The following is a 19075-nucleotide window of genomic DNA, read 5'->3' as shown; positions in this document are numbered from 1 at the left end:
AGGATGAAGCGCGATCGCTATTCACTTCGAGTAGTAATAAATTCCCCTGCCACCAGTGCCAATAAAAACCAATCCGAACTGCTGTTTGCTAGCTTCCATCACTTGGGGATTGTTACCGATGGGGTTGGAACGATCGCCTATATTCGTCCATGTTTTTCCGCGATCCAGAGAACGGAAAATCCCCTCACCCATTCCAGCAATTTTCCCATACAAATAAAGTGTGGGAATTGTGCTTCCCTGTTGCGGTTTCCCAAACGCAAACAGATAAGCTTTTTCTATTCCAGAAATTTGGGAAAAAGTTTTGCCAGCATCTGTCGATCGATAAAGTCCCTTCTCATCCAAACTAACCCAAACTTCCCCTTTAACCCCCGGCATTGTTTTTATAGAATGCCACCTATTTTCACCAACGAGCGGTTTGTATACCACACTAAAAGATGCGCCTTTGTCGCTGCTGCGATATACACTGTCATTCCAGTAGTAATAAAACGTATTGCCATCCACCGTATCCGCCGCCAACGACTGCGACCAATTCCAAGGGCCACGGGGGCCATCGGGCAATCCAGAAACAGGTTGCCAGGTAGCGCCGCTGTCGGTTGTGCGGATAGCTTGACCGCCGCTGATGGTAACAACAAAAACATTGGGATCGGTCGCGGACATGGCTACCCGGAGCGGCATTTTATTAGTTGGAAATGAGCCAAATTTCTGCCAGGTTAAACCGCCATCTGTAGAGGTAGCTCCCGAATAAGAATTATTCCAACGATTGCCGCCAACGCGCACTACTTTTAACGGATCTTTTTGGTTGTAAGCGATGCTATAAGTATCCTGAAAATCGGGGCCGTTACCGCCGAATGTTTTGGAAGGGTAACGATCCAATCCATTGTTATGGTAGAAACCGTCTACATCGGCCAAACCGCTGAGCAATAACGCTCCCTTTGGCGGTGAAACTAAAGCAAATGTGACTATTTCTTCGTGTCCTTTTTGATAGTTAGTCCAAACGACTGGGTTTGTTTTGAGATCGTCGGTGCGCCAGATGCCGTACCAATCTGTCAGCCAAACTCTGCCTGTAATTTTGGGGTCAAATTCGATCGCAGATATCCACGCCTGCGATCGCATAATCTTCGTCCACCAAGGAACGGTGCTGTTCATCGTGCGTTTTATTGGTATCCACGTACTTCCGCCATCTACACTTTGATAGATTTTTGTAGATGGCGACTCTCCCAAAGCGACCACTATCTCATCGGGATTAGCAGGATTGACGCTCAACGCATTAAAAACCCCTTGGGAGCTGTTCGGCGTGACATTACTCCACACCCCGCCAGCATATTTTGTTACCCCCGGCCCTTTGGCACTGGTTACGTAGAGCGTACCGTTGCGACCCGTCGCCATGCGTCTGGGCCACTGCGGACTTCCCTCCATTTTGCTCCAGGTGACACCCGTATCAGTGGATTTGTATATCCCGTCTCCGTAGGCGATCGCATAAACTAAGCCCGATACCTGTTTGTCGAACAAAATAGCCGTAATGCCAATATCTTTTTTAGGCGTTCCGGGAAAAGAAGTAACTTTACTCCAAGTTCTGCCAGCGTTTGATGATTTCCACAGTCCATTTTGCCGCGAACCGAAAAAGATAATATTAGAATTAAACAAATTGACAGCTAATCTTTCTCCTACCCACCGTTTATCTTGGTTGCCACCCATCGGCAAATCTATGTTTAATTTCGTCCAAGTTTGACCTCTATCTGTGGATTTAAAAATCGTCCCCGGTTTATCCCAAACGTAAGTGCCTGCCGCAATATAAACGATATTCGGATTTTTTGGATCGAAAGCTAATGCTTCTCCACCATAATAATGACGTTTGGAAAGCGGAAAGCGATCGGTTATCGGCATCCAGCTTTGACTTTGTGAATTCCAACGATAGAAACCGCCGACATCGGTTTTGATGTAAACAAGGTCTTTTTCTAACGGATGCAGATAGATCCCCGTAACATAACCACCACCTCCCAGCGCTACATTAGTCCATCCTTGAGATGCTGCTGTTCGCTGACTACCCAAAACAGCAACCTCTGCCTGTTTAAAAGTAGAGTTAACAACGCTGGAACTTTGGATTTGCTGACATCCGATGACAGCAGCTAGGGCAAATATAGCGATCGGAACTGTACGACCTAAGAGACGGCTTCGAGGAAGACCCGATTTGGCGATAACGGGAAAGACTATACCAACCAAGTAAAATACTACAACAACGACAACAAAGCCTGCCAGAACTCCGCTTGCGATCGCCAGCCAATTAACCATAATAAACATGAAATCGATCTGATAACTTCGATCAAGTAACGAATCGTTAATTGATATTAAGATAAAATTGATTTACCTATTGCTTAGATTGCTCTTGAAGAATACGTTGTCTTTGGGTCGCCCCTGTCGTTTTTGAGGCAAAACCTTCAATCTGGCGGTAAACAGCTGGAGGAAGCAGCTGAAGCATATAGGCACCAGCTAAGGTTAATAGTGTGCGGCGCGGTTCTTCCAGCAAGATGCGCCAGTAAGTAGACAAAGATCGATTAATTAATTGTACTGCTGCTGCACCTGCCTGCATCCGCACTGCACTTCTCGCTAAATAACGCAGCTGGTAAGCTCTAGCCATACTTTCCCAAGGTTCGACTTTTTCTGGTGCATAAGAGCGAGTCTTTTCAAACACCTTTTCCCAAGACTCGAACTGTTTGACAAAGTTGGCTGAAAGACTCGCGGTATTCACCCGATAAAGAGTCATAACATCGGGAATACCTGCTATTTTCCACGGTGTTTGGATAACGATGCGTAACCAAAACTCTATATCTTCTGATTGGCGAAAACTATCGTCAAAATAAAAATCTTCCACACTACCGTAAAGATTATCTTGAAAGCTAATTGTTGCAAACACCTCGCGTCGAATTACCGCCGCCGAACCATTCCCGATTGGGCTACCGCGCAGCAAACAAGTCAAGTCTATATCCTTAAGCTGAGGCATTGTATAAGTGCCTAACTCGTTTCCCGCTTCATCGATAAAAGCAGAACGATTGAAGCTAATACCTACATCTGGTGAACTTTCGAGATGAGCGATATTTTTTTCTAGCATTTCTGGCAACCACAGGTCATCCCCATCTAGAAACGCCAAATATACCCCTTGAGCGTTGCGAATACCTGTGTTTCTCGCCCCAGCCAAACCGCGATTTTGTTGACGAACTATTTTAATCCTGGGATCGGTGAATTGCTGACAAATTTCTCCGCTGCGATCGGGAGAACCATCATCAACAATCAACAACTCAAAATTTTCGTAAGTTTGATTGAGAACCGACTGTACGGCAACAGTGATGTATTTTTCTACATTGTAAATCGGAATAATCACAGAAACTTTTTTCATGCTAATCACCAAATAGGTTTAAGTTGGTGGCAACGAGAGTGCTATCTAGGCTGCTCTTGAAGAAGGCGACGCTTTTGATTAGCCCCCGTAATCTTTAAAGCAATATCCTCAAGTTGGCGGTAAAAAGATAGCGGTAAAAGCGAAAGCGAATAGGCAGCAGTCAAAGTCAGCAATGTCCGGCGCGGCTCCTCTATAAAAATGCGCCAGTGGGTAGCTAATGCACGGTGGATCAATTCCGTTGCTGTTTTACCATCTCTGAGAGTTACTGCTCTTCGAGCTAAATGCCGCAGCTGATAAGCCATTGCTGGATTTTCCCACTCAGCTATGCGATTGGGTGCGTAAGAGCGCAGTTTTTCAAGTAACTTTTCCCAAGACTTCAATTTTTTAAATAGCTGTGCCGAAAATCCCTGCGGATTCACTCGATACAGCGTCAAAGCTTCCGGGATACCCTCAATTTTCCAATTAGTTTGGATAGCAATTCGCAGCCAACATTCAACATCCTCCGAAGGGTGCAATTGCCTATCTTCATCAAAATAGCAGTCATTAGATTCAAAAACTTCTTTCCTAATCACTGGTGCTGAGCCGTTTCCAATAGGAGTGCGGCAAAGTAAATCGAGTGGGGTAATGTCATTAAGCTTAGAGAGTTGATAAATCCCTAAAGGCTTCCCTTCTGCATCGATGAAAGCAGAACGGCTAAAGCTAACCCCCACCTGCTGCGAATTTTCCAAATGTTCGACGTGCTTTTCTAGCTTTTCTGGCAACCAGATATCGTCTCCGTCAAGAAATGCTAAGTATTCGCCTTGAGCGTGACGAATCCCGTTATTTCTGGCAGCAGCTACGCCCTGATTATCATGACGAATAATTTTGATTCTAGCGTCTGCAAACTGCTGACAAATTTCGATACTCCGATCGGGAGAACCGTCATCAACGATCAACAACTCAAAATTATTGTGAGTTTGCTCCAGAACAGATTGCACTGTCGCCGCTATGTACTTCTCAACTCCGTAAACTGGAATAATGACCGAAACTTTTTTCATTTTTACATCCTAATTTTTTTCAAATTTTACATTTCAGTTAATTTCTTTAGCTGGTTCGCTTCTATTGGCAGAAAAGACATACCGTCCTGCCCAAATTACAAAGAAAGGCATGAAAATAATATGGGTTATTAAAACACTAATAGCAACTCCTAGAGCTTGCCATTTAACTCCGATCAGCAACCCAATCGCAAAAATAACTGTGAATAAAAGATTGCCTATCAAGCTTAAGTTCGGTTTGTCGATCGCTGCGAAAAGGTTAGTAGCAGCTAGGAAGAAAGGACGGGGTATTGCTGATAAGCAAATCAGAATCAAAATAGGAATTGCAACTACCCATTTTTGGCCAAAGATTATTGGCACGTATATGGGGGCTAAGCTAGATTGCAACAATACCAAGGGAAAGATGATGAAGGCGATCGTTTTCAGACCGCTAAAATACCTTCTCTCGAACTCTACCCAGTTAGACCTTACCGCACAAATGTGAGGATATAATGCTGTGGTAATAGATTGGATGACGCTTAAACTAATTCCCAGACCTGCATTGAAGGCAAAGAAATATATTCCCAGTTCTTTAACTCCTAAAAATCGACCGATGATTAAATAATCTAAATTGTTTCTCAAAGTTGCCAACATCCCAATGACAATAAAGTTGACGCCGAACTTAAAAATTTCCCACCATCGTTCTGTGGTAAAGCCTTTAGTTCGACGCCAAGGATGATTGTATATACATACGATCGCATCAATAGGGGCGGTAATAATTCTGGGCAGTACGATCGCCCACATTCCCAAACCCATAAGTGCAAATATTGCTGTTAAAATATTGCCTACTGCTAATTGAATCGCACCGCTTATAGCTGTAATTTTTAGTCGATTTTCCCTCTGGATTAGAGCTGCTTGTATCCTGCCGATAGGAGTTATTAAATAAACAATTGCCATTAAACAAATGGGCTGAATTAGTTGATTGTCATGATAAAACCAAGCTACAGGAAAAGCCACAACGCACTGGATAACAAATACACCAAAACACACAAGCCAATTTAACCAGTATGCACCGTTGCATATAGATTCGAGTTTTTCTTGGTCAGCCTGGATTACCTTACCGGCAATACCAATTCTCGTCAATACTTGCGTAAACTCATAAACTGTCAAAACCAAAGCTGCTAACCCATAGTCATACGGCGATAAACAGCGAGCCAAAATGACAGTTGTTGCTAAACGAAAAACGCGATTAATTAATTCCGCACCGCCCAACCAGCCAAGATTGCGAATAAAATCGCTATTAAGCTTACTCTTGAGCTTAGCGATCGGTTTAGCTAACCTTGCGGTTAAATTCATAGTTGCACCTTGAGTAGTATTGGGCCTGGAACAAAGTTTTGCTTGGCCTGGTTAGGCTTACTTACTAAAAAGACTATACTACATCTTGATTCCCTAGTTTAAAAAGTTTGGTTGCAGAGTCAGGTAAGACTTTACCAAGAAATTGCGTAAAGTTAAGAGACAACTGATAGGGAAGCAATCGCATCAATGCTATCTTTACCACTAAACGCAGAGTCTGGCGATCTAGCAAAATCTTTGGATGCGATCGAATCGCCTTTTGCAATTTCTGACTTGCCAGTTTTACTCCTTCATCATCCTGAACGTGAGCTATACATAGCTGTGCCAGAAACCGATAAGTACTTGCCAAACTACGCTCTTTAAGATACTGCATATCTGGTGGCGCAGCCTGAAATGCTCTCTCTGTCACCGTAAGTATGTATTTTTCCATGACATCAACTTTAGATGTCATCGATTGCGAAGACCGACGGTAAAGAATTTGATATTTAGGAACCAAAACAAAAGGACACAGAGCTGCTAGTCGTATATAATAATCCCAATCTTCAGCTGATTTAAGGTTGGGGTCGAACTTACCTGCTGTCTCAATAAATTGCTTCCGAGCAAGGATATTGGAACCACTGGAAATAAAGTTTCTAATTAGCAATTCAGGATAGACATTTCCCTCGTAATAAAGCGGCTCCCACGCATATAAAAACTCGCTTTTTTCGTTTATAAAAGCAGTCCAACTGTAAGCGACTCCTGCTTCGGGATGCTGCTGCAAAGCGGCTAGCTGTAGCTCCAATTTATCTGGTGTCCACAAGTCATCTGCATCGATGAAAGTGATATATTCTCCGGTAGCGCGATCGATCCCGCGATTGCGAGCAACTGGTAGTCCACCATTTTCATAAGAAAAAACTTTCAGCCGCCCATCTTCTATTTTACTCAACAGTTCTACTGTTGAATCAGTCGAACCGTCATTAATAACGATCGCTTCAAAATCCGAGAATGTTTGTTGCTGTAAGGACTGAATAGTTTCTAAGATAGTTTTCTCAGCATTGTAAGCAGGAATAATCACAGATACAACTGGCATAGACACATCCTCGATAGCGATAAAAACAATTTTTTCAATCAAATTTATGACAAGATATTGAGATTAAGTTTTTCTTTAAATGCTATCCCCATAAGTACCAAACCCGGCCAGTAAACGTATATCAAAGCTTCTACATTTTCTGCAAAAGTGTAGAAAAATAAAACTAAAAGAACACCTAACGCTGTCTGGGCGATCGCACTTTTCTGAGCCTTGATAAAAAACTCTATAAAACTCCATGTGAGGGGAATTGCAAAAGCGATCAGACCTACGATACCATTAGCGAATAAAAGTCCAAACCAGGTATGGTGCGAGCCGATCGGTTTGCCCGTCGTAACAGGTGGCCCTTTTGGTTCGGCAACTCCATGCCCCCAAATCGGTGCTTCTGTCTTCCAACGGTACATAGCTAAGTTAGCCAAGATTTCTCTAACTCTTGAAGACCCAGCCCTTTGACCGTCAAACTGTGCCTTAAAATCTTTAGCCCAATTAATTATTTGGATACCAAAAAGACCAGCTAAGAAGCTGAATACTCCTGTTCCGAGTTGTACGATCGGACGACTAAAATAGCCTAAAGCAAAGTTTACCACCGGAAGAATCAGCAGGCACAGTAGACCCAACCGGGAAGCTGAACCCCAAACCATAGCAGCAGCACCAATAATACCAATCCAGCGCCACTTTTTGCTAGCTTCTTTATAGGTAAGAAAGAAATATATATCGCCTACCAGTCCCAGAGCTGGAGCCCAAGGGGTAAATAAGTATAATCGGGCTTGGTGAGTCTCACCATCAACCCCATAAAGGTATACATTGTAATATTCTGCCCCAACACCTCCAAGTTTAAAAAGAGGAGAAACGTATAATAGCGATTTTAAATGTATTAGACTCGATATATAACAAATGGGGATAAAAATTAAACTTTGCAGGCAAACTATACAGATTGCTCTATAAATTAATTGCGGTCTTATCTTAAGGCATCCTATTAAAGGGAACAATGCGAAAAGAGCCCAAGTTCTGACAAAAAAGTTGATAGTTGATTTAATAGTTTTCAAAAGATCCATATCGTAGTCAATATGAGATACAACTAAAGTCACCTCCATGAATATCATACAAATAATCCATACCCAAATCCCAATCGGTATGGTAATTCTTTCTTCCGGTGGAGTCTCTTCAGTTTGATTCCATAGTTTTTTGCAGATGTAAAACCCAAAGAACCAAGCCAGTCCCGGTGCTAATAAATGTTGGGCTCCAATGAAGTAAAGAACGTAGACTCCTGTGATGGAATACCAAATTATTTTTTCTTCAAAGTTTTGTGGATAAATTTCCAAACTATTTCGTCCTTGCGCTGAGATTTTATCTGTTTTTATAAAATTAGCGAAAAGAGAATTTATCATAGTTATATTTTCAATATTCGCGCTGGGGCAGAGCTATAGCCATCCCAGATTTTTTAGTTAACGATCGGGAAAACAAGACAACAGCTTTGATGTATTATAAACCTTCCCCCAAGTTGTGCATCAGTCTTGAGGATGATTAGGCGATGCTGTTCTGCGATCGCCTGCTAGTGAGTCACCACCATATAATCGACCCAGCCACTTGGATCAAACTAATTTTTCCAGATAATTCCTTTGCGATTCTATGTCGATGCTCTCCAACTCACCCGCTTCAGCTTTGATCGATTTGTTATGAGATTTGTTAGGAGCAGCATCGCGCTTACCAACCACCTTAGCAGGTATGCCAACCGCAATAGAGTAAGGAGGAATATCTTTAGTGACTACCGCTCCGGCTCCAATTACGCTGCCTTGACCGATCGTAACTCCATCTAAGACTTTTACACCACTGCCCAGCCAGCAATCATCCTCAATTATAATTCCCTTGTAAGTGTGTCCTTGCTGTACGATCGGCACTGTAGGATCGGTAAAAACGTGATTGTTAGCAAAAATCCCCACATGAGGTGCGATCAAACAGTACTTCCCAATTTTAATATCCCGACCCGTCATACAAGTATAAGGGCCGATCGAAGTGTAATCGCCAATCTCAATATAGCCACTGCCGCCAGAATGCAGTTTGATATCAGCCGCACGATTAAGGCGTACCCAATCGCCAATCCTAATTTTACTATCTCGGCCTACATTTCTGAGCCGAACATAGCGATCGATCTTAACTCCCTTCCCAATTTCAACACGATCGGCATTGACAAATTCAACACCCGGTTCAATTTGTACAGATTTACCCAAACCTCCCAAAATATTACGGTATAGCACTCTTCGCAAAACTCTACCCGGTTTCAGCGGAATCCAACCCACCAACGTAGTTGTTAAAGCTTCTTTCAAATAAATCCACCGTAAATTAGTAGAAGACTTTTTCATACCCATAATGTTGCACCTTTATTCAGATAGACGATCGAAAACCACTTGTAACTAACGCTGCTATAGCGGCTGTAACTGCAAACTTGCAGAAACATCATAAGCGGCAGATTCAGACCGCTCTGCCAAAATACTGTTATAAAGCGTTAACGAATCTGCCGCTTCCATACTGATAGTCCGAACCGGCTGAATTCCTTGACGAAGATTATACAATAAATCGGGAGCTAAAGCTAACTTAGCAAAAGCATCAGCCCACGCTTTTACATCGCTCGCTGGCACCAACAATCCATCAACGCCGTGCTTCACTTTTTCAGCAATTCCCCCTAGTTTGGAACCTATTACAGGAACGCGGTAAGCATGACCTTCTAGCACCACCACAGGCCCTGTTTCCAACCATTGCGACGGGACAGTTAGGACATCAAAACCTGACAGCGCCGAACCTAATTCTTCGCGTTTTAACTGTTTGGCTATCCGAATTCGAGGGTCATCGCCAATGCGAGATAAAACTTGTTCTCGATATTCATCGTTACTGGCAACGCCGTGAATAATTAATTCGATCGGCACATCCGATGGCAAAGATTTTACTGCTTCTACAATGATATGAATTCCCTTAGTTCGATCCCAGCGACCTAAGAAACCAACTCTGAGCGGTTCCCCAGGTTTTTTGGGCTGCAAAACTGTTTGTTTGTAAGCATCGGCAAAAGATTCAGCAATCCCGTGTCTCAACAAAAAAAGCTTTTCTCTAGGTATGCCATTGATCGTCAAAGCTTCGCCAACCCATTCTGACATCACAACAATGCGATCGGCATATTTCGCCATCTCTTGCAAACCTTGCAAACGAGCAGCTGCGAAAGCAGGTATCGCCACAGGCTTAAGCAAAGCATTCGCAGTTTCCTCGATCGGCCCAGGAGCTTTCTCCAAACGGCGCATCATACCCGCTGCTGCTTGACTTATAGCCACAGGTAAATGACTTAAACTCTTAACAACTGAAGGCGAAAGATTTTGGGAAACACCGCAACAATAACCGCATCGAACCGGATCGATTTTGCCGTCGCAAGCTTCTTCTCCATTCAGCATTAATGTTTGGCGTTGGCAAATTGGCTGAGGCAATCTTACCGATACCGCCGTCCCCATCCCTAATTCTTTAGCCAAACGCAGATGAGGCAACCCGCACTTAGGAGTCCATTGGTGTTGATGGTAAATGTCTGCTTTTTGTTCCTTCAGCCAACGAGCGAAATGCTCAAAACCACCGTGAAGAGATGCACCGTGATTTGGTTCCGGTTTGGGGCTAGGAAATACTGGATAACGGTAAACTTCTACTTCCTTATAAGTGTAAGAGTCTTCTTTAGCTTCATCGCAAGATGCAGCCACTTTGCTCTCTACACCCATCTCTTGCAGCACAGGCAGAATTTCACTGAGATGGATGTGAATTCCACCGCAACTTTCCGGAAAATAGCGAGCAACTGCTTGAATGGTTTTCATAAATCAAAAAATTTTCAATTCAACTTTCCTGGTAATCTTTTTTAACTAAGAGGCTTGTGAGTTATATTTTTCTCAACAAGCCCCGTTGTTGTCAGTTAAGTTGAGTTAAATCAAGCAAAAACTTTCGCAGACAGTAAAGGTTTACCATCCATATATTCTGGAATCGGTGCATCAATCAATTCCAGAATTGTGGGAGCTAAATCTACTGCGTGTCCTTCTTTCAAAGTGGAACCAGCTTCAATTCCAGGCCCCTTCACCGTCACAAACCCTCTGGCACGGTGAGCGCCAGTGCGATTGAAAGGAATTGGCCCGATGCGATCGTATTTGGGGCTGTCTACCACATCTACAACCGAATCTTCCCACATTACTACGAGGTCTGCATTTGGTAGTTTGGGATTGTCATCGTGGGGATTTTCACGAGTACGAACAACACCCTTGACAACTGGCTTCCCGCTTCTGGCATCCTTAAGTTGATGCAGTTGTTCGATCAACTCATCGCATAAAGCGTGGTATTCAGAAGCAGAAACAATACCTTGAGATTCCCTCCCTTGCAGGTTGATGCGGATATAGCCATCAGAGAAACCGGGGATATAAAATGCTTTCATCTGCGGCCAGTATGGTTGATACCACTTGGAGGGATGCCAGCTAAACAACTCGGTTTGAGGAGAACCAGTTACTTTGGCTAGTTTCTGGTAGATTTTGCTCAGATATGGCTTGAAGCGACCGGGAAGTGCTGGTTCTACAAAACGCAAGAATCGCGCTAGCGGGTCTGGGTCGTTCTTGAAAGCGTGTAGCTGTTTGTACCAGCTTTCTTTGATATTTTTAGGCATCAGCGGGGGAGGCGGTGTCATTCCCTTCTCTTGCGATTTCAGCAAGGATTTGCCAGGGAAGCTAAACCGATAGAGAAATTCCGGTAGTACGACCATACTCAGTAAATCTGCGGAGTTCCCACCCTGACCGTGAGCGGAAAAGACCATGATGTGGGCATCTTCTGGAGCTTGAGCTAAAATTTCTGCCAGAGACTCGTCTACAGCTTCAAAGTATTCCAGCAAGGGATCTTTGCCGGGAGTGGCGGTGTACTTGTAAAGGGGGTGATCCTCTTGGCTGAGGTGCCAGAAGTAGTGCTGGAAGGTGTGGGTTTCGCCAATAACGGTCAAGAACAGATCCCAAGGTTCCCGACTCAGCAAGTCTTTGGTAATCGCTGTCCGACGCTGGAGTCCAAGTTCCATTTCTCCCTTTAGTTTGGCTACCGATGCAGGGTTGTACCAATCGGAGCGATCGTTGTGGTGGAATGTATCGGCTGGATGGTCTCCGTATTTTCCGATCAGTTCCTCAAGTAGCCCTTCCGGTTTAGAAGCGCGATCGATCATGGGAGCGTGAGCGCCCCAAGCTAAAGCTTGTAAGCCATTTACTTTATCGGAAATTGTCGTTTGAGGCACATCGAATATACCTACCCGATACTTATCTCCTAGCGCATAAAATGGGGAAATTTCTTGATAATCGTAGGCTCCATGTGCGCCCAAAGTCTTTGTTTGGTAAGTTTTTGGATTAAACTCGAATTTAGACCAATAACCCGTTTTGAAGGGAAGACAGCCTGTTAAAAAGTTCGTCCAAGCGGATTCGCCTTTGTAATAATCCATGTTTTTCAGGCGTCCGTAAGTTCCTTGCTCTATCAGTTGGCGAAGGTTTTTCAGATGCCCTTGAGCCATCCATTTTTCTAACAAAACAGGATCGGCTGAATCTAATCCAATAGCAATGACGCTGTTTTTCACAATCTACTCCTACTTCATTCGTGCTTATAAATTTCCTGAAGCCGATAAATCAATAAATTTTAGGGACAATCTCGCCTATAAGCTTTTGATGCTCCCTTGACGATCGCCCCCGCGTAGTTATTTGTCCAGGTAATTACCTAACTATAAACCGATGTTAATCAATACGTGGAAATACTGCAATCACTTAAGGGTGTTCTTTACCTATTCTTTAAAAAAGTCCTTAGTTTGTGATTTTCTTGCTAAGCTTACGTCAAGATTTTCACACAAACCCAGGCAAAGGGAGAGGGGGAGAGGGGGAGAGTAAAGCTGGTGAATTACTTTTGCCGCGTTGCTCTAGACCAGATATGCAGAAATAACTCACCCGATCGGAAGTAGTTGAATGCCTAATGCTCAAAGGATTTTTGACTTTTGAATGAGTGACTTTTGACTTTTTTAGCTCCTAGCCCCTCTTACACTTTCTTTGCCATTATTGCTATTACCATTACTGGCAAGCTCCAAAACTTCCGGTATTGTCGTCCGTATCTGCGTAGTTTCCGGGGGTACAGAGTCAACTCGCTTGGCCGATCGCTTTTTGCGTTGTCGCAGCCAAAACAACACGAGTCCATTCGAGCAAAACAGCGAACCTAATACCGCACCCGCGTAAACAAACACCTTTTTCGGGCTAGCCGCAATCTGCGGTAAGCTGGGCTCTGAGAAAACTTGAATTTGAGGATAAGCCGCAGAAACAGTAGATTTACCTAGATCCAACCGGGCGAGGGTAGAAGAAAACACGGCTTCAGCAGTTCGCACATCTCGTTCCAGACTTGCCAACATAGACTCTTTCTGGGCCAGTAGTTTCAGCCTAGTTTCTAGGAGAGCGATCTGTCGTTCTAATGCCTGCGCTTGTGCTTGAAAGCCTTCTTGCGCTGCTTGTGCTGTCACCAAGTCCTGGGAGAGAAGCACCTTTGCCGAGGCAGATTGCGTGTTATTAAGGTTGAGTTGCGCTAGCTCTACCAAGCTAACCGATCGCTCTAAAAGAGTACTAGCTCTATTGAGCAGCGCTGCTTCTCCGGCATCGCGCTTAGCCATTTCATCAATTACGGCTGGATGGTTAGGTAAAAATTTCGCATTCAAACTAACCAAAGTGGCATTAGACTGGCTGTAATCTTGCAGCGACTTTAAAATCATGGGGTCTGTCTGGAGAGTAAAAGCATCCCCTGCTTGCTTTGCAGACAAATTTAAATTTTTAGATAGCTGTATCCCACGACCATAAGCTTGCTGCTGTAGAGCGATCGCCTCAGACCGCTGTTTTCGCAGCTGTTCGATAGTATTTGTTAACTCTTTAATTTGATCGGCAGAATTTAAAATTGAATTGGCTTTGTACTCTGACAGTCTTTGCTGCGCTGTTTTCAGCTTATTTTCCGATAACAGTATCGTCCCTTTTAATAGTTCATCCTGTTGGTCAACCTGTTTATTTCTTAGATCTATAATCTTCGTTTGCAATGCTTTCAGGAGAGCTGAGGTTTTTTGTTGAGCTTCTGTTGGACTGTCCCCAGACAACTCAATCTTCATAATCGTGGTATTTGCTATGGTTGTTATTCGCGGTTGACCAAACTCTGACCCTGGCATATTCAGATCCTTAGCGGCTGACTTCATCACCGCTCTGCTTGTTAGCAAAAATTTATAATTTTCTCTCGGATCTTGAGAAGATATTAGATAGGGAGATTCGCTAGAAGCAGATGCTTGCCCGATCCCCGGTACCGTAACATTAGTAGACGAGGTTGCCACCGGCAAACTGATCGCAAAATCACTGGTGTAACTTGGTGATTTTACTTTTAAATAAAGTAAAGCTAAGCCCCAAATGGCGGCATTGATACCAATACCCAGTACTAAGTAAAACGGCCACGTAGGTTGCATCGCTGACTTGGAAGGGGATTGAGGGATAGTGAGTAACTGTGTCATCACTAAATTGTGAGCCTCGATTGTACAACTCGGCTTAGGCGGATACTTTATGTTGTTTGCGCTAAGCTTACATCAGTCTAAGGAATTAAGTTGCGATCGCAAACACACTTTTGGTTCTGTTTGAGCGGACGCGATCGCAAATCCCTATGTCTGCCATTATAAGCAAGATCCACTAAGCTAGCTTTGGCTTTCACTTGCAGATCTTGCATAATCAACAGACTTCTCAAACCGCTGTAAACTAGCTTACACAAATGAACCAGCAACCGCTCTACAGACCATAGACTTGCCTTCACAATGTTCTGGAATATTAGCTCCCATCAAATCCAAGATAGTAGGAGCCAAATCCAGCGCATGACCAACCGGCAGATCGGAATCAGCAGGAAAGTCTGGCCCTTGAGCTAGCAAAAATCCTCTAGCGCGATGGCTTCCGGTGCGATGAAAGGGAACAGGCCCAATGCGTCCCAGGTCGCCACTATCCACCACATCGGTGGTATAGTCGTCTTGCCAGATAATCACAAGGTCAGCATCAGGCAATTTCGGATCGGAGTCAATTGCACTTTGCCGGGTACGCATAATTTTTTGTACCATAGGCTTACCGCTGCGACCATCTTTCAAGCCGTAAAGCAATTCGCTCAATTCGTTGCAAACCGCATTGTACTCAGACGGTGCTACTATTCCATTCGGTTCGCGTCCTTGTAAATTAATGCGGACATATCCTTCCGAATAACTGGGTAACGCGAACGCTTTCATTTGCGACCAAAACGGTCTGTACCAAAGTGCTGGTTGAAAATATTGGGGTTCCGATTGCTCGAGCAAATCGAAAGGCGAAACTAAATCTGGTTCTTGGCGAAGACCAAAAAGCGACTCCAGGCGATTAAATACTTTGAGAGGTAGATTTGCTCTCAAAAACATTTTTATCGGTGAGTCGTATTTTAAATTCCAAAGCGCTCTCAGCCAGCACTTTTTCGCACGTTCGCCGGTAATTGGCGCTCCCGGATTCGTTCCGGCTTTACCCCGCGCCAGACCAAATTTTCCTGGAAAACTGAATCGATACATCAACTCCGGCAAAAATACCATACTGGGGAGATCCATCACATTGGAGCCCATGCCGTGAGCCGCAAAAACTACTACATTAGCATCTTTTGGTGCTTTGGTAAGAATTTCGCCGATCGCATTATCTATAGCTTCAAAAATTTCCAGCAGAGCGTCACCTTTGTACTGAGATCCCACAGACTCGTAGAGAGGATGATCCGTCGTCTCGCTCAAATGCCACAGATAATGTCCCGCAGAATGGGTTTCGCCAAAAATAGTCAAAAATAAATCCCAATTATCCCGCTGCAATAAATCCTGACAAATCGCAGCACGCCTGGAAATGCCGATTTCCATATTTTTCTTAAGACGGGTTAGAGCATCCACATCCATTGTGTTTGCATTGTCTTTATTGAGCGTAGGATGCTCGCCGTGCTTGCTAATGAGTTCATCTAAAAGTTGTGCGGGTTGAGAATGACTGGGAGTTAGCGGAGAGTGCGCCCCCCAAGCTAAAACCTGTACCCCATTCACTTCGTCTGATAGCGCAGACTGAGGCATATCAAATACCGCTACCCGATACTTTTCCCCCAAGGCGTAGAATGGTGGAAACTCGCTAAAATCGTAGGCGTTAACTTCTTCTACGTCATAAGTTCCTTCCTGAAGTTTTACGGGAGCCCAATACCCAGTTTTCTCAGGCGAACAACCTGTTAAAAAAGTTGTCCACGGCGTTTCGGCTCTGTAGTAATCGAAAGTATCTAGGTGAGTAAATGCTCCCTGTTCGCGTAAACGACGCAGATTTTTTAGATGTCCCTGAGACATCCAATTTTCCAACATCACTGGGTCTGCTGCATCTAAACCAATAGCAATAACGGGGCGTTTCATAGTTCTATGGATGAAAGGTATCGACTTGGATTTTTACTTTGGCGATCTTAGGTGTAAATTTTGTCAGCAACGTTAGTTTGCTACTAAGTATTGTATTTGGCATTACGTAAGTAGTAGCAAGGTTAAATCAGTAAATCTTCGGAAATGATAACTAACTCCTACAAAATATGGCTATGTATTCTTACTGTCTTTACTGAATCTTTAAATTTGCTGGTGTTTTTGGCAGAACTTGTTAAGTAGAGATGAAGCAATCCTACAAATATAGCTAGGGACTAGGGGAGGAGGCAAAGGGGCTAGGGGAAGAAGGGGTTGCTAAGCTGCTACGCATTTAATTTGGATGTTTAGCGGGAGTGGGAGAGTGGGGGAGTGGGGGAGTGGGAGAGGAATTGAAGGTTTGATTGCCGGATTAGAAATATCCGAATTAGATGCGTGTTAGCTTATACAATCCAAAATCCAAAATCGAATGACTCTTGCGTAGAAATACGTAACGAGACAAAGAAATACTCCCACAGCTAGAAGCGGTAGGAGTATCAAAAAGTTATAAAAAATTTCGGTTTTTGAATGGCTAAGGCCCTGGAATCGAATTTTTGAAGCTACGAAGCCCTTTATAGCCGGTTAGGTCGGCAAGTTTATTCAACGATTGCACGCCCTCATAGAACTTACCGTTAATTTCCCAAGTTGGATAGCCTTTGATATTGGCCGTTTGGCAGAGGTTTGGACGAGCATTTTTGCCCTTGGGGTCGCACTCAACGTAATCGAATTCCGCAGCAGCTTCTTTGCCAAACAATTCTTTTTGGTCGTGGCAGTGCGGACACCAGTAAGCACCGTACTCTTTTGCACCCACCTGCTTGAGATAACGCGCTAAGGCGATTTCTGCTGGGCCAGAAGAGTTTTGAATTGTAAAGCCAACTTCCACTCCTGTGGAACCACCTCCAGCGGTAGGGGGCTTGGCGCTAGCATAAAGACCCAGGGTGCCAATCAGCGCCACCATTCCCACGACAATGCCTGTAAAAAAGAGTTGCCCTATGTCTTCCCAAGTGTGGCCTATGAGGATAATTACAAATAGAGCAATTGAGAATATCGTTGAGGCCAGACAGTACAGACAAAATGCTTGAATCTCAAAGGCCATTAGATAAAAGAGATAGCCGCTGAAGAAGAGCATTGCAGTTGCACCAGCAAATAGGGCCAGCCAACTCCATTTTTCCACCTGAGAACGCAGACCTTTCTGTTCTTGGGGATCGATCGGCAGGGGAGCTATTGCCAGAGCGCCCATCCCAGCGTAGCCCAGAAAACCAAACACCGAAAGGGGAATGCCAAAAACTTTGGCATACTCGCTCCGCAGAACAGCTTCGCAGTTGATCGCACCAGTTGTGGGGCAAAAGGCTTCTTTCAGGACTCCCCACTCAACTAGGGTTAAGTAAGTTGTGTCTAGGATACCTAAAACGGCGATCGCTGCGATCAGATAACGAGACCAGCGATGAATCCAGGGTGTAGAACGTCGGCGTGTCATAAAATTTTAAAACGTTGCAATCTGGCTATTACTTTGCCAAGGATTTCTATCCCATTTTGACCCATGCAGCCTAAACCGAGCCGGTTCGATCGCGCAGATCGAGTTCACAAATGCACTTTAACCTCCTTCGAGGACTGAGGCTGAGATTTAGCGGACACGCTGCGTTGCATTGCTTCCACAAATTGGCTGACGCGAATGGGATCGACTGGTTGGTCGCGACGTCCGTGGCGCTTGAGGGAACTGGAGACGATCGCACCGTCAGCTGCCTGTATCAGTGTAGAAATATTCTCCCAGTTGGCACCGCTGCCGATAAACACCGGCGTCCCGTTTGCTGCCGCCCTAGCGAGTTCCAAATCTTCCAAACTCGGAGGGCTGCCAGTAGCCCAGCCTGACAATATTACTGCGTCTGCTAAACCCCGCTCAATCGTATCTTGCACGGCTACGGTAAGATTGGGGGAACCCAAAGGCCGTGCGTGCTTCACCAAAACGTCTGCCAAGATTTTGACATCGCTGCCTAACTCGCGTCGATAGCGGAGCAGTTGATGCGCCTGTCCTTCAATCAATCCTTGGTCTGTGGCCATGACGCCGGTGAGGACGTTGACGCGGATAAACTGGGCTTTAACGCAGGATGCGATCGCCATTGCACTGCGAGCGTCGTTACGTAAAACGTTGATCCCCACCGGCAGCGCGATCAAATTCATCAGCCTAGAGACAATCAGCGTCATGGAACTTACCACTGCTGGGTCTACCTGGCTGTTTGTAAACGGCGCATCAAAAAAATTTTCTACCATAATGCCATCGACACCTCCCGAAGCTAAGGCTGTGGCCTCTTGCTCGGCGCGATCGATCGCTGCTTTCAGGCTACCCCCCCAGCGGGGCGATGTGGGTAGCGGCAATAAATGAACGACTCCAATAATCGGATGCTGCGTTTTGAAAATCTGTTTCAAGTCCACCTGTTTACCATTCCGACTCGGCGGCAAAGTCAGTCAACCGTCACTAGCACATTTTGGTACTTTTGTCAAACAATTATCCCAATGTATCTACCAAATAAAAATGGCAGAGATTTCGATGCAGTAGGGCGACTCAAGGAATCTCCTGTTTTAAGCGATTCCTTTGATTTATCTTAACAGGGTTGTGTCCTGACAACGCCAATCTGACGATCGGAGTGGTCAATGGGGCAAACCAGGGGTGCGATCGAAATTGGTGATAGAGGGGACAAGGGGGACAAGGGGGACAAGGGGGACAAGGGGGACAAGGGGGACAAGGGGGACAAGGGGGA

15 protein-coding genes are annotated in these 19075 nt (G+C 44.7%); 1 reads left to right on the top strand and 14 read right to left on the bottom strand.

Annotation, left to right across the window (positions count from 1 at the left end):
• Window positions 1–21: 21 nt before the first annotated feature.
• The 14 genes from LAY57_RS26665 to btpA all read right to left on the bottom strand — a co-directional run bounded on the left by LAY57_RS26665 (window position 22) and on the right by btpA (window position 18749).
• Window positions 22–2298: a hypothetical protein gene (locus LAY57_RS26665; protein WP_249070202.1), complete on the bottom strand. Its 2277-nt coding sequence runs from the start codon at window positions 2296–2298 to the stop codon at window positions 22–24.
• 67 nt (window positions 2299–2365) lie between these two features.
• Window positions 2366–3391 carry a glycosyltransferase family 2 protein gene (locus LAY57_RS26660; RefSeq protein WP_249070201.1) on the bottom strand — a complete coding sequence of 342 codons (1026 nt, stop codon included), beginning with the start codon at window positions 3389–3391 and terminating at the stop codon, window positions 2366–2368.
• Window positions 3392–3432: 41 nt separating this feature from the next.
• Window positions 3433–4428, bottom strand: coding sequence for a glycosyltransferase family 2 protein (locus LAY57_RS26655; RefSeq protein WP_249070200.1), 996 nt, complete (start codon window positions 4426–4428; stop codon window positions 3433–3435).
• 33 nt (window positions 4429–4461) lie between these two features.
• Window positions 4462–5760, bottom strand: a complete 1299-nt coding sequence (locus LAY57_RS26650) for a lipopolysaccharide biosynthesis protein (RefSeq protein ID WP_249070199.1) — start codon at window positions 5758–5760, stop codon at window positions 4462–4464.
• 73 nt (window positions 5761–5833) lie between these two features.
• The gene (locus LAY57_RS26645) at window positions 5834–6826 is read right to left on the bottom strand and encodes a glycosyltransferase family 2 protein (RefSeq protein ID WP_249070198.1); all 993 of its coding nucleotides are present in this window, start codon (window positions 6824–6826) and stop codon (window positions 5834–5836) included.
• Between the two features lie 44 nt (window positions 6827–6870).
• Window positions 6871–8211 carry an O-antigen ligase family protein gene (locus tag LAY57_RS26640; RefSeq protein WP_249070197.1) on the bottom strand — a complete coding sequence of 447 codons (1341 nt, stop codon included), beginning with the start codon at window positions 8209–8211 and terminating at the stop codon, window positions 6871–6873.
• Between the two features lie 204 nt (window positions 8212–8415).
• Window positions 8416–9183 (bottom strand): acyltransferase, encoded by a 768-nt coding sequence (locus LAY57_RS35970; RefSeq protein ID WP_275994362.1) that lies wholly within the window; start codon window positions 9181–9183, stop codon window positions 8416–8418.
• 60 nt (window positions 9184–9243) lie between these two features.
• The gene (locus LAY57_RS26625) at window positions 9244–10662 is read right to left on the bottom strand and encodes a glycosyltransferase (protein ID WP_249070196.1); all 1419 of its coding nucleotides are present in this window, start codon (window positions 10660–10662) and stop codon (window positions 9244–9246) included.
• Window positions 10663–10772: 110 nt separating this feature from the next.
• The gene (locus LAY57_RS26620; RefSeq protein ID WP_249070195.1) at window positions 10773–12434 is read right to left on the bottom strand and encodes an alkaline phosphatase family protein; all 1662 of its coding nucleotides are present in this window, start codon (window positions 12432–12434) and stop codon (window positions 10773–10775) included.
• 432 nt (window positions 12435–12866) lie between these two features.
• Complete coding sequence (locus LAY57_RS26615) at window positions 12867–14330, bottom strand: GumC family protein (RefSeq protein WP_249070194.1); 1464 nt, start codon at window positions 14328–14330, stop codon at window positions 12867–12869.
• A gap of 122 nt (window positions 14331–14452) precedes the next feature.
• On the bottom strand, window positions 14453–14584 hold the full coding sequence (locus LAY57_RS35965; protein ID WP_275994361.1) for a hypothetical protein: 132 nt from the start codon (window positions 14582–14584) through the stop codon (window positions 14453–14455).
• Between the two features lie 34 nt (window positions 14585–14618).
• Window positions 14619–16286: an alkaline phosphatase family protein gene (locus tag LAY57_RS26610; RefSeq protein WP_249070193.1), complete on the bottom strand. Its 1668-nt coding sequence runs from the start codon at window positions 16284–16286 to the stop codon at window positions 14619–14621.
• Window positions 16287–16851: 565 nt separating this feature from the next.
• A complete protein-coding gene (locus tag LAY57_RS26605) occupies window positions 16852–17796 on the bottom strand; it encodes a vitamin K epoxide reductase family protein (protein ID WP_249070192.1) in 945 nt (314 codons plus the stop codon).
• Between the two features lie 104 nt (window positions 17797–17900).
• Complete coding sequence (gene btpA, locus LAY57_RS26600) at window positions 17901–18749, bottom strand: photosystem I biogenesis protein BtpA (RefSeq protein ID WP_249070191.1); 849 nt, start codon at window positions 18747–18749, stop codon at window positions 17901–17903.
• Between btpA and LAY57_RS26595 the strand changes: the two genes are divergently transcribed.
• Entirely contained in the window at window positions 18696–18923 is a 228-nt protein-coding gene (locus LAY57_RS26595) for a hypothetical protein (protein ID WP_249070211.1), read from the top strand. The two genes, btpA and LAY57_RS26595, sit on opposite strands and share 54 nt — an antisense overlap.
• Window positions 18924–19075: the final 152 nt, after the last annotated feature.

This window comes from Argonema antarcticum A004/B2 (genome assembly GCF_023333585.1).
In the GTDB taxonomy this organism is placed as follows: Bacteria; Cyanobacteriota; Cyanobacteriia; order Cyanobacteriales; family Aerosakkonemataceae; genus Argonema; species Argonema antarcticum.
This window is presented reverse-complemented; position numbering and strand designations above follow the sequence as displayed.